This window comes from Fibrobacter sp. UWB1 (assembly GCF_002210325.1).
Lineage (GTDB): Bacteria > Fibrobacterota > Fibrobacteria > Fibrobacterales > Fibrobacteraceae > Fibrobacter.
In genome coordinates, this window is record NZ_MWQL01000018.1 from 63,730 (window position 1) to 77,165 (window position 13,436).

Annotated in this window: 8 protein-coding genes; 6 read left to right on the plus strand and 2 right to left on the minus strand. The window is 50.7% G+C overall.

Annotated features, from left to right (window positions below; genetic code table 11):
- Positions 1–261 precede the first annotated feature (261 nt).
- Positions 262–2,916, plus strand: coding sequence for an alanine--tRNA ligase (gene alaS, locus B7988_RS12475; protein WP_088658176.1), 2,655 nt, complete (start codon positions 262–264; stop codon positions 2,914–2,916).
- A gap of 238 nt (positions 2,917–3,154) precedes the next feature.
- Entirely contained in the window at positions 3,155–4,591 is a 1,437-nt protein-coding gene (locus B7988_RS12480) for an alanine/glycine:cation symporter family protein (protein WP_088658177.1), read from the plus strand.
- Positions 4,592–4,677: 86 nt separating this feature from the next.
- Here the strand turns inward: B7988_RS12480 and B7988_RS12485 are convergent, their stop codons facing one another.
- Entirely contained in the window at positions 4,678–6,069 is a 1,392-nt protein-coding gene (locus B7988_RS12485) for an endo-1,4-beta-xylanase (RefSeq protein WP_249268993.1), read from the minus strand.
- Positions 6,070–6,190: 121 nt separating this feature from the next.
- A complete protein-coding gene (locus B7988_RS12490) occupies positions 6,191–7,195 on the minus strand; it encodes a GSCFA domain-containing protein (protein ID WP_088658178.1) in 1,005 nt (334 codons plus the stop codon).
- A gap of 209 nt (positions 7,196–7,404) precedes the next feature.
- Between B7988_RS12490 and B7988_RS12495 the strand changes: the two genes are divergently transcribed.
- The 4 genes from B7988_RS12495 (at position 7,405) to B7988_RS12510 (ending at position 13,185) form a co-directional block, all read left to right on the plus strand.
- Positions 7,405–8,241: a TIGR02147 family protein gene (locus B7988_RS12495; protein ID WP_073323045.1), complete on the plus strand. Its 837-nt coding sequence runs from the start codon at positions 7,405–7,407 to the stop codon at positions 8,239–8,241.
- Between the two features lie 9 nt (positions 8,242–8,250).
- Entirely contained in the window at positions 8,251–10,095 is a 1,845-nt protein-coding gene (locus B7988_RS12500) for an FISUMP domain-containing protein (RefSeq protein ID WP_073323047.1), read from the plus strand.
- 417 nt (positions 10,096–10,512) lie between these two features.
- Positions 10,513–11,343, plus strand: coding sequence for a TIGR02147 family protein (locus tag B7988_RS12505; RefSeq protein WP_088658179.1), 831 nt, complete (start codon positions 10,513–10,515; stop codon positions 11,341–11,343).
- Between the two features lie 24 nt (positions 11,344–11,367).
- The gene (locus B7988_RS12510) at positions 11,368–13,185 is read left to right on the plus strand and encodes an FISUMP domain-containing protein (protein ID WP_170930656.1); all 1,818 of its coding nucleotides are present in this window, start codon (positions 11,368–11,370) and stop codon (positions 13,183–13,185) included.
- The last annotated feature ends 251 nt before the right edge of the window (positions 13,186–13,436 follow it).

Here is a 13,436-nt window from a genome sequence, read left to right on the forward strand (position 1 = left end):
AAAGGGATTATTTGGACTATATTTTGCTTTCTTGATGCTCTGTTTTACAGATTATGATTTTTGTAAAAGACCTAATTCTACGCCTGACAACGAGTTAGGTCTTCCTTGACGGGGCGTTACCCCGGAACAAGTCCGGGGCAGGCTCATGGCGGCAAACTCCTCATACCCCATACCTCAAAGCGGCGTAGCCGCGACCCCATACCTCATTCTCCATAGTCTGTTTTTTACTAAATTTGTGCCGTAAAAATTAAAGGAATAGCTATGTCCGAAATAATGACTTCTGCGCAGGTGCGCGAATCTTTCATCAAGTTCTTCGAATCCAAGGGCCACCTCTTTGTGCGTTCTTCGCCGGTGGTTCCGCATGACGACCCGACGCTCATGTTCACGAACGCGGGCATGAACCAGTTCAAGGCCATTTTCCTGGGCGACAATCCGAAGGGCTGGAAGCGCGTATGCAACAGCCAGAAGTGCCTCCGCGTGTCCGGTAAGCACAACGACCTCGACGTGGTGGGCCGCGACAACTACCACCACACCTTCTTCGAAATGCTCGGCAACTGGAGCTTCGGTGACTACTACAAGAAAGAAGCCATCGCCTGGGCCTGGGAACTCTTGACCGAAGTTTGGAAGCTCCCGAAGGAACGCCTCTTTGCAACGGTCTATCAGGACGATGACGAAGCCTGGCAGATTTGGAAGGACGTGTCCGGCCTCCCGGATGACCGCATCATGCGCTTCGACGCTCACTCCAACTTCTGGGAAATGGGCGACACCGGTCCGTGCGGCCCCTGCTCCGAAATCCATTACGACCGCGGCGACCTCGCTACGCAGGCCGAAACCTTCAAGGACCCCATCAAGGGCGTGAACGGCGAAAACGACCGTTACATCGAAATTTGGAATAACGTGTTCATGCAGTACGAACGTGTGAGCGACGGAAGCTTGATTCCGCTGAAGGCGAAGAACGTCGATACCGGTATGGGTTTCGAACGTATCTGTGCTATTCTTCAGGGCAAGACCAGCAACTACGACACCGACGTGTTTACCCCGATTATCGCAAAGATTGCTGAACTCAGCGGTGTTCCGTACAACGATGGCGAAGCCGGCACCCCGCACCGCGTGATTGCCGACCACATCCGCGCAATCTCCTTCGCTATTGCCGATGGCGCGCTCCCGAGCAACGAAGGCCGTGGCTACGTGCTCCGCCGCATTCTCCGCCGCGCAAGCCGCTTTGCCCGCCTGCTGGGCCAGAAGGAAGCCTTTATCTACAAGCTGGTGCAGGTGCTCGCCGACACGATGGGCGACGCCTTCCCGGAAATCCGCGAACGCAAGGAATTCGTTGCATCCGTGATCAAGAGCGAAGAAGAAAGCTTTATCCGCACGCTGGACGCCGGCCTCGAACGCTTTGCCGCAATCTCCGCCGAACTCAAGAAGGGCGACAAAATTCCTGGTGATAAAGTCTTCCTGCTTTACGATACCTACGGATTCCCGCCGGACCTCACGGGTATTCTCGCCGAAGAAAAGGGCCTTGCGATTGACGAAGAAGGCTACAACAAGTGCATGGAAGAACAGAAGGCCCGTGCCCGCGCCAACATGAAGCAGGGCATCAACACGATGGGTACCGAAGGCTGGACGCAGTACAGCGAAGAAAGCACAAAGTTCGTGGGCTATGAACTCTCCGCTTGCGAAACGAAGGTCGTGCGTTGGCGTGAAGACAAGGGCGTTTTGAGCATCGTGCTCGAAACCTCTCCGTTCTATGCCGAAATGGGTGGTCAGGTCGGCGACAAGGGAACGCTCGTTTCTGCCGACCTCGAAATTGACGTGTTCGACACCGTGAAGGTGAACGACACCGCCCTCTGCCGTGGTAAGGTTGTGAAGGGCGAAGCTAACGAAAAGACGATGGGCGCCGTGTTCATGGCAACTGTCGATAACGACCGCCGTAACGACATCCGCAAGAACCACTCCGCAACGCACTTGCTCCAGGCCGCTCTCCGCGAAGTGCTTGGCACTCACGTGCAGCAGCAGGGTAGCTTCGTTTCGAACGAGCTTCTCCGCTTCGACTTCAGCCACTTCAACGCGATGACCGCCGAAGAAATCCAGAAGGTCGAAGATATCGTGAACGCGAAGGTCATGGAATGCTTGCCGGTCCACACCGACGTGATGGACGTTGACGAAGCCAAGGCTAGCGGTGCTATGGCTCTGTTCGGCGAAAAGTATGGCGACAAGGTCCGCGTCGTGAAGATGGGTGACGCTGGCGTCGAATTCTCCCGCGAACTTTGCGGTGGCTTGCATGTGCAGAACACCGGTAACATCGGCATGGTGAAGATTGTTTCTGAATCTAGCGTGTCTGCTGGCGTGCGCCGTATCGAAGCCGTCTCTGGCCGTGGCGCGCTCTCGCTGCTCCGTGCCGGAACGCAGATTTTGACGGCCCTCCGCGAACAGCTTCGCTGCAAGGACGCCGAAGTTCTCGACCGCATTCAGCAGTCTTTCGCTAAGACTCAGAACTTGGAAAAGAGTCTGCAGTCCGTGAAGTTGGAACTTGCGACCCTCGCCGCTGCCGAACTCCTGAACGGCGGCATCAACGTGGCTGGCGTGAATCTTTACGTTCGCGAACTTTCTATCCCCGATGAAAAGTACAAGGACTTGCTGGACGGCGTTCAGAACAAGCTCGACACCGACAGCGTCGCCGTGATTGCGAACAAGGGCGAAGGCAACGGAAGCATCGCCGTGATGGTCGGCAAGAACGTTCAGGCCAAGGGCATCAAGGCCGGCGACCTAGTGAAGGACCTCGCCGCTGCTTGCGGTGGCCGAGGCGGTGGACGCCCGGACCGCGCTCAGGCCGGTACCAAGGAAGTCGACAAGATTGCCGGTGCCATCGCGAACGCCAACAACTGGATTAGAGCTAAACTGACCGCTCAGCCCTAAGTTCAGAAAAGAACTTGTGATTGGGCTTCGCTCTCGCCACCACGACTTGTTAATACAAGTCGCTTGTGGCTCACGAAGTTGGGTGCGTAATTAACGCGCAGCATCACCATTTCAAAAGGCGTTCCTCGCGTTAATGTGGGGAGCCTTTTTTGATAAACTCCTTTCGCAGTTAATGCACGGGAGGGTTTAGTTTTTTTTCTAGATTGTCTCCTTAGCATTCATTTTGTTAGGAGATGCGATGATTGTCGATTTTTTGAACACGGTTGACAGTGTTCTTTATTACCCGATTCTGATTATTGTTCTTGCTGCGGCGGGAATCTATTTTAGCATTCGCACGCAGTTCGTGCAGATTAGGCTATTCGTGGAGGCGGTTCGCACGCTGGTCGAAAAGCCGCACGAAGCGGGTGGCGTGTCTTCGCTGCAGGCACTTTTGGTGTCGACGGCATCGCGCGTAGGCACGGGCAACATTATCGGTGTTTCGACGGCAATTTGCCTCGGTGGCGCCGGTGCCACTTTCTGGATGTGGGTGCTTGCTATTATCGGAGCATCGTCGGCGTTTGTCGAAAGCACGCTTGCACAGGTGTACAAGCATCGCGACCGTCGTACGAATGGCTGCTACGGTGGCCCTGCGTATTATATTGAAAGTGCGCTGCATAGCCGCTGGCTGGGCATCGTGTTTGCGGTGTTCCTGATTTCTACTTACGCGTTCGGCTTCAATCTGCTTTGCTCTTACAACCTGCAGTCGACTTTCGAAACATACAGTTTTTACAACCCGTCGGTCACGCCATGGATTATCGGCATAATCCTTGCGGTGTTGGTGGGTTTCTGCCTGTTCGGCGGTGGCAAGCGCATCGTAAAGACGACGGGAATCCTTGTCCCGGTCATGGGACTTTTCTATGTGATTCTTGCGGTCATCATGCTGATCGCGCATTTTAACTTGATTCCCTCTGTGATTGTCGCGATTATGCAGGATGCTTTTGACTTCCAGGCGATTGGTGGCGGCATTGCAGGCTCTTGCCTGATGTACGGCATCAAGCGTGGACTTTACTCCAACGAGGCGGGCGTCGGTTCCGCCCCGAATGCTGCTGCTGCGGCTCATGTTTCGCACCCGGTAAAGCAAGGCCTCGCGCAAATGCTTTCGGTGTATATCGATACGCTTTTCCTTTGTACGGCTACGGCTTTGATGTGCCTTGTTTCCGGCGTGCCGGGAACTGCCGAGAACGCAGGCGCCATGTACGTGCAGCAGGCTGTCTCTACGACGTTCGGTGCGGTGGGCCCGGTGTTCATTACGGTGGCGATGACGCTGTTTGCCTTCACGACCCTTTTAGGTAACCTCTACTACGTGCATAACGCGATTGCCTACATCAACAAGAAAAAGATGCCCGGTAAGGCCACGATGGCGGTGATTCATATATTGTGCAGCCTGGTGGTGCTCTTTGGCGCGGTGACTCCGATGGATGCCTGCTGGGCGCTTGCCGACATCACGATGGGCGGCATGGCGCTCATCAACCTGCCTGCGTGCGTCATTCTGGGAGGCGTCGCGTTCAAGGCGCTTCGCGATTACGAATTCCAGCGCAAGCAGGGGCGCAACCCGGCCTTCATTGCAAGGCATATCGGCATGGATGGCGACAAGCTTGACTACTGGAAGCACAAGGAAAGGGACGAAAGGGAATAACCGAATTCCAAATCATGATATTAAAAAGGCTGCGATTCGTTTCGTAGCCTTTTGATATTCGTTGTAATTGTGGAGTGCCGTGCGTTTTACTTTATCGCAATTTTCTGAGTGAGGCTCTTGGATCCGTCGCGCATGCGAACCACGTACATGCCTTCGGCAACCTTCAAGTCGACAGAACCCTTCACGTTCTTTGCGCTGAATACCGGGCGGCCCTGCATGTCGAACACGTCGACCTTGGCGGCGGTGGCGCCTGCAATAAATAGCGTGCGGCCAGAGAGGTGCATCGAGAGGCTGCTCATGCCGGCAATGCTCTTGATTGCGATTGTGGAATCGTTCGATGTCGTATCAGTCTTGGTCGTGTCGGTTTTCGTGGTGTCCTGCTTTGTCGTATCCTGCGGCGGTTCATACGTTTGGAGTCTCACTAGAATGCTGTCGAAAGCCGGTTTCGGTTGCAGGTTATCGTCGTAGATAAGGCCCTTTTGCCTGTTTAGGCCGCCAAGCCAGCTCCATTTATCGGACACGCCCCAAATCAGGTAGGTGTCTGCATTCGGTTCTTCAAGAATGATGTCCAGGTACTGGCGGAAGGTCTGTCCCTGGCGTTCAAGGTCGCTCTTACTCACGTTAATGCCGCTCTTGAATCCGATATCAAGCTCGGTGATTTTCAGCTTGACGTTGAGCTTTGCTAGTTCCTTGGCAAGCGAGCGGAGACTGTCCGGCGAACCGATAAAGTGCTTGTCGGTGGTGGTGTCTTCCACGTGAGTTTGCGAGCCCACGCAATGGATAGGAATGCCGTTTGCGACCCAGCGTTTCACCTGTTCCAGCAAGAACCCTGCCTTGGCTTTCGGGTTGACCCCCTGTTCGAGGTTGTAGTCGTTGTAGCAGAGTTCCGCGTTGGGGTCGGCGGCGTGCGCCCACACGAAGGCGGAGTCTATGAATTCGGGGCCGATTCCCTGGTACCACACGGAATAGGTACGCCATTGGGGTTCGTTGTTGCTGATGGCCTCGTTCACCACGTCCCATTCGTCCACCTGGCCTTTCCAGTGCCCGACCACGTTGTCGATGTGGTTCTTGAGAACGGAGAGCAGTTTCTTTTTGTCGTTCTTGTAGTTGTTCACCCAGTTCGGGACCTGGCTGTGCCAGGCGAGTGCGTGGCCGCGGACGCGCATGCCGTTCTGCTTTGCGTACCTGACCATCTTGTCGCCGTTGTTGTAGTTGAACCTATTCTCGCTAGGTTCGGTTGCGTCGAACTTCATCTCGTTTTCGGCAACGACGATGTTGAACTGCGTCTTGTGAACTTGTTCGTACTGTGCGGGAAGTCCGCCGCCAAACCACTGCGAGTTCAGAATGGCACCGATGTAGATGCCGTTCTTTTCTGCGTACGATCTGAGGGTTTCATCTGCGGCGAAGGTGGTTGTGAGGCCTGCACCGAGAAGGGTCGCGCACAATGCGAAACCCGCAATGGAATGATTGCTCATCATTACTTCTCCTTATTTTATCGCCCCACACGATCACTCGTGTATAAAATAATCAAAAATGACTGCAAAAGATGTAAATATACCGAAACCAAAAGTTCCGTTTTTTAGGGCGAAAATGAAGACGTCAGCGTAACGAGAGTCCCGGAATTTGCTTTTCAAGTTCTGCCGCCTGCGAAGCGATTTTCTTTTTGAGTTGCTGCGTGGCGGGGGAGCTCTCGTCTTGAATACGGTGGTTGGCCATTTTCAAGAACTTTTCCACTTTCGCCATGTTCTCGCGGGTGGTGCTGTCGCAGTAGGTCTCTGTCATCTGTTTAAAGATGTATTCCTCGGCGGTTTTGGACAAATGAACCATGTCGTCGGCATAGAAGCGGTAGTCGCGCAGTTCGTCCATCACGATTTCGTAACTCGGGAAGTAGGTTGCGTTTGCCTCTTCTAGAGCCTTGTTGATGGCGAGTTGCAATGTCGCCTTAGAAAGTGTGTTGTTGTGCGCGCCGTCGCCCATGTGCCGCAGCGGCGACACGGTGAAAACGATATGTGTATTTCGATTCAGTTGACGAATGCTTGTGGCGATTTCACGGATGGCTTCGGTTGCTTCGTCGACCGAAATCATTCGGCGCGTGAACAGATTCGGGTCTTGCCTGTGACAATTCGAAACGGGCATGCCGCTGTCCTTTAAATAGTAAACGAATGCGGTGCCGAGCGTAATAAAGACGGCATCTGCCTTTCGCAGAAAATCGCGGGCTTGTGCTGTCGCTGCGTTCAACTTGCCGATACATTCTTCTTTCGTCGCGCCCGAGAGCGAACCGTGCGCATCCCAGCTGTACCAGGGCCCGCGGGCATCTTGATTCCCTCTGGCGTCCTGTTTCCCGCTAACATCCTGAAGTCCACGGGCATCTTGAAAAACATCTTTTTCCCCGAAAACTTTCCCGTCGGCGATTGCCCTAATCTGCCTTGCGATAGATACCGGGTTGTACACCGTCCCGAACGGGTTCGCGAGCACGCTAAACTTGCGTGCAGCAAACTGTGCTGATATGTTGTCTGCAAAGCACGACCCGAAAAACGCGATGCGGCTCGTGTAGTCAATTTCGAATCCTGCTTTGGGCGTATCTACTCTGGTGAAAAGTTCCATGCCGTAAATATAGGTAAAGGCGGATACCTTGAAAATAAGCGCGGCCTTGCATTATAGAAAAATGCAAATTTTTTATGATTTTTTAAATTGCTGTCGAAATTTGAGTAAAAACGCAATTTTTGTATTGCAAAACAAGTTGACTTTTGCGGAATAAGAGGTATATTTGGTAACGTGAAGCCCTCGGAAGCGGGGCTTTGTCAGGAGGAAAAATGAAAGATGTCTTTGAATATACGGGCTACCGTCAGTACATCGCGGACTTTTACGCCGAAAGGAAGGTGAAGTCTGCGTTTACCTGGCGGGAGTTTGCAAGGATGGCGGGGTTCTCCTCGTCGGTCCACTTGAAATACGTGAGCGAGGGGCGTTTCAACCTGGGCGAAGATGCCGTCGAGCGTGTGGCAAAGGCCATGGGGCTAAGCGGGAACCGGCTGGAATATTTTCGCGCGATGGTGGAGTTTGACCATGCCGTTACGGACAACATAAAGAAGGAAATTTTCGAGAGGATGCTCTCCATTGCAAAGCAGAGCAACGCCAAGGTTATCGAGGGTGACGCGTTCCGCTATTTCGACAGCTGGAAAAATCCGGTGCTTCGCGAACTTGCTCCCGCCATGCCGGGTGCAAAGCCCTTGGCGCTGGCAAAAGCGTGCCGCCCGAAGGTCACTGCCGCTGAAGTCAGTGAATCGTTGAACTTTCTTGTCAAGGCGAATCTGCTCTTGAAAGATGCTAATGGCAACTACGTGCAGACCGACAAGTTCGTGACGACCGGCCCGATGGAGGCTGCACCCGTCGCCATTCGCGGGCTTCACCGCCAGATGGGTGAAATCGCGCTCGATACAATCGAGGGCGTGCCGCAAAACGAACGCCACTTTTCGGGCGTGACGTTGGGTATCACGCGCAACGCCTACGACAAGATTGTCGCGGAACTGGATGCGTGCCGCAGGAAGATTATCGAAATTGCCACCGCGGAAGACGAGACGGACGAAGTATATCGCTTGAATCTCCAGTTTTTCCCGATGACGAACAAACAGGGCTTAAATAAAAAGGGTTAGGAGGAAACTATGAATAACGTTAAAATGAGCAGAAAGTTTATCTACAGTGTGGCGATGCCGTTCGCCATGATGTTCGCGGCATTCCTCACAAATGCGCTTGTCGCGTGTTCCGATGGCAAGTCTGTTGCGGGTGGCGCTTCCGAAGAAGAAACGGGAATTTATGCCTTGACGGGTCGAGTGGATGCTGCAGCTAGAATGGCGATCATGTCGGATTCTACGGATTTGCCAAATACTTTATCTGTAAAACCGGGAACGGTTGTTAGGGTTAGTGAACTGGATTCGATTTCGTTGGATATGACGGGGCTTGTTTTTGTTGATACGATTTCGGATAGTAATGGCCATTTTGGTTTTGAGAATCTCTTACTCAATAGCCCGTATGTTCGGATAAGTGTTTTTAATCCAGATAGTTTGGATTATTGTCAGCCATGGGGATCTCCTTTTGATGGAAACGAAAGTTGCGCAGACAGTCTTACTGGTACTTATGTTCCTGAGTTGACTGCAATTGTGGATCTTCGAGTGTCTAAAAATATTGAAGTAAATGTTTTGACGCTTATGAAAGTCCCTGTTTTACGGAGTTATGTGGCTGCCGGAATGCCTTTTGCTGAGGCAGAGAAAAAGGCTGAACGTGATATACTTGAAAGTCATGGAATATATAAGGAGTTTGGGCCTTTTGAAACACCGCAAAGTGAGTGTGATGATGAGTTTATTCGTGTTAAGGAGTTTATATCTACCGTTCATGAAGATGTGATTATGTACTATATGGGTGACACCAGTGCTATTCTTTGGGCCTTTGAAGATTATATTAAGCGGTATATGAGTATTCCTCGTGCGGCTTATTCTTCAAGTGAAGAGAATAAAGCTCTGTATGAAAAGATTGTGTCGTATTTGGAATTGGAAACGGGTTTTATTGCTGAGTATCAAGGATTGGGACAATGTAAGGACTCGCGTGAAGGAGAATCGGTCCCCTATAAAGAATATGAACTTGTCTGCCTTTCTGGAAAATGGAAAATGCAATATAAGGGTATTGAATTTACGAGCGGAACGATGGTCGATAATCGTGATGGAAAATCCTACAAAACGGTAACGTACAACATTGGTGGTAAACCGCAAACTTGGATGGCTGAAAATTTGAATTTTTACGAATCTAATTTGCATGAAAATACTGGTTGCCTTGCTGGTGATGAATTTGCTTGCGAAGTAAATGGTCGCTTGTATGAATGGCAGGCTGCGATGAATATGGATAGAAACTCGATGAAGGTGTTCCTTGCTCTTCCTGAAAGTGATACGGTTTTCTTGGATGATAAGTGTAAATCTATGATTGAAGATTTAAATAAGTGCACATTCATTGAAACTTCTAATTGTGGAGAAAAGCGTAGGGAAAGTGAGAAATATTGTAAATCTCTTTATCCCGAAGGTATATTGACGATGCTTGGCGAAGGCGATGCATATTGGAAATGGAATTATGCGGATTATTTGTCCCAGTCTAATGTCATGAGTTATCAAGGCGTATGTCCTGACGGATGGCGTCTCCCGAATCAAAGGGATTGGAAAACTTTATTTGAATACGTTACTGGCCAAGGGGTGACTTTTGCGGCGCTTGCTGATGAAGTGGCTACGGGATTTAATATGAAAAGTTTGGTCTTGATAAGAGACGATGAAAATTGGCTAAAATATGAACCAAGTTTTGTGGCTGTCCCTGATATTGAAAAAGGGTATGGACAATCGGGATATTCTTCGGCTGTTAGTATGGGTGGTTGTTCTGTGAGAGTGGATGGCGAATGTCTTGTTTCTGCAAGCTATCGCTATGACTTTGCTTCGACATTTTATTCAGTCCGTTGCCTCAAGAACGAATAGCGAATTTGGGGTTGGGAGGATAGGAGGTGAACGAGAAGGCGGGCGTAAGCCCGCCTTTTAATATATACGAACAACGAGGTATGAGAACTCCAAAAGGAAAAGCGAGTCGTTGTTCGTCCTTCGCTCCGACAATAGGCTGTCGGTCTATTGCCTCCGCTCGGCATTCTGTATACGAACAACGAGGGGAGCAAACTCCAAAAGGGTTAGATGTTTGTTGTCTGTCCGGTTTGTTAAGTATATAAATTTGATTTATTGTAGAAAAACTTCAATTTTTACATCAAAATTTCAAAAATGCTTAAAATTTTGAAAAATAATGAAAAATTTATTGTAAAAACTATTGATTTTTTAAAATTTATTGGTTATATTTAAAATGTGCTTAACTTGGGCCGAGCTTTCGGGGGGTTAAGAGGAGGACAAATGAAAGATATACTTGAATATACGAGTTACCGCCAGTATATCGCGGACTACTACGCCGACAAGAAGGCGAAATCTGCGTTTACCTGGCCGGAGTTCGCTTCTGCGGCGGGGTTCACTTCGCCGGTCTACCTGAAGTACGTAAGCGAGGGGCGCTTCAACTTGAGTGAAGCGGCTGTCGAGCGCGTTGGTGCTGCGATGCACTTGTCTGGTGGCGACTTGGACTTTTTCCGCGAACTGGTTCGCTTCGATCATGCGAAGTCGGACAAGGCGAAAAAGGAATCGTTCCAGAAGTTGGTGGCGATGGCGGAAAGCCGCAAGGCGAAGGTCGTCGAGGCCGATGCGTACCGCTACTTTGACAGCTGGAAAAATCCGGTGCTTCGCGAACTTGCGCCGGCCATGCCGGGTGCAAAACCGTTGGCTCTTGCAAAGGCGTGTCTCCCTAAAATTACCGCTGCCGAGGTGAGTGATTCGCTGAACTTTCTGGTGAAGGCGAACATGCTTCAGAAAGACGAGAACGGCAATTACGTTCAGACGGACAGGTCGATTACGGCTGGGCCCATGGAAGTGACGCCTGCGGTGATTCGCGGCCTGCACCGTCAAATGGGCGAACTCGCGCTTGACACAATCGAGGGCGTGCCGCAAAACGAAAGGCATTTTTCGGGCGTGACGCTTGGCATTACGCAAGGCGCCTACGACGAAATTGTCGCTGAAATCAATGCGTTCCGCAAGCGCATTATTGAAATTGCTACGAGGGAAACCGAAACGGATGAGGTGTACCGCCTGAACATCCAGTTTTTTCCCATGACAAACAAGAGTTCTAAAAAGGGTTAGGAGGATATCATGAATTACTCAAAAATGGCTATGCAGTTTGTCTGCAAAATGGCGATGCCGCTCGCCTTGATGTTCGCGGCCTGCTCCACTGACGAAGGGAATGCCATTTCAAAAGTGGAAACGACTCCGGGGACGCAGATGGGAGGCTCTTCAGAAGAGCCGAATGTTATCGCGTACGAAAATATCTCTTTGAGAGGGCGTGCTTATTATGCGCCGGCAGGTAATGAGGCCGGTTCGTCAGAATATGTTTCTGTTTCTGTTCCGACGAATGTGTTCTTCGATGGAGGGCGGATCATTCTGACGGAACTGGATACGGTGACGCTTGAACCATTGGATGATTCCACGATTACGGAGTCCTTTAAGGGCGACGTCATAGATCCGCTCACAGGAGAAAGGGTTCCTGGTGACGACGGAATGGCCAGTTTTGATAGTGTTTCGCTGAGGAGTCCGATTGTCTTGTTGGAAGCTGTATCGGATGAAGTATCGCTGAGTGCGATTGTGGATATCCGGGATGCGAATACCTTTGTGATTGATGGATTGAGTCATTTGGCGACCTATCGCATACGGAAGCTGGCTGAATCTGGAATGTCGTTTGTGGCGGCGAAGGCCCAGGCTGAAGCCGAAATTGCAAATGCGCTAGGTTTTGGTTCTTTGCCGATTGCGGCCGAGGGGCGCAAGGCGTTTAATGAATTGGTCCCGTTTAATTTGCTACAGCATTTGAAAGAGGAACTTGGCGAGTCTGGATCGTTGGCGGGTTTGTCGGAGGATTCAAAAAAATCTTTGACGGATGCGGTAGAGAGAGCGCCTTATTGGAGATTGTTGAACACTTCGCGAAAGGCCTTTGAAATGCGGGATGAGGATTTTTATCAGGAGTGCATGCAATTTAAGGCTTATTATGCGAACCTGTTGGCAGGCGTTTTCGGTGTGGGACAATGCTCTTCTGAAAACGAGGGGGCGTTTGCCGATTTGCAGGGAGAACTCATTGAACTGAAGTGCGTGTCCGGTTCTTGGGAATTTGCATATCGCAAAACGAGCCGGTTGAATATTGCACATACGTTTGGGACGATGGTTGATTCTCGCGATGGCGAGGAATATAAAACGGTGACTATTGATTTGGGTGGAACTTCGCAGACCTGGATGGCGGAAAACTTAAGGTATGCTGCGGAATATTCCAGCTGCTTTAGGGACGATTCGTCGTACTGCTCCGTATACGGTAGGTTGTATTCTCCGTTGTATGGTCTGGATTCGTCTTACCGAAAGTACACGACTAAAGAATCGTGTGTTGATGTTAAAACACTTGAATACTTGAACGAGAATATGTCAGATGATACGTTGTATTGGCGAGGTAGGGCTGAGGAAGATTGTGATGAGATATATGAATATGGCGATTATCGGGACGATGATGATAATTTGCTTTGGGACAGGGTGCTCGATTCGCTCGAGGCTATAAATTTTGATGTGTGTCCGGAAGGTTGGCGCATGCCGAAGTATGAAGACTGGAATACTTTGTTCGGTTATCTCGATGGCCTTGGACAGGGCCCTGCATTGACCTTGCTGTTGGCAAATTATGGAGATCCTACGGGATTTGGCTTGGATCTTCTGGCTGACATTCGTGGTGAAAATGGTCTATTTAAGGTTGGTGTTAAGGGTGTGGGGGAGTATCTGTTTGAACCTGCGGTGACGCCTGAAGAAATCCGTGAAAATGCCGCGGGCGATGTCGTGGGAGCTCTTGCAACTCAAACTTCTAGCCGTAGGAATGGGGCCAATATGTATTTTGAAGCGCTAGTGCTCGGTTACGACTTGCCTGGCTATGGCTTTGTCCGCTGCATCAAGGACGAATAGAGAATTTGGGGGTTAAGGAGGATCGGTTAGGAGGCAGATTGGGAGAAGGCGTGCTTCGGCACGCCTTCTTTATATATACGAACAACGAGGTATGAGAACTCCAAAAGGAAAAGCAAGTCGTTGTTCGTCCTTCGCTCCGACAATAGACTATCGGTCTATTGCCTCCGCTCGGCATTCTATATACGAACAACGAGGTATGAGAACTCCAAAAGGAAAAGCGAGTCGTTGTTCGTCCTTCGCTCCGACAATAG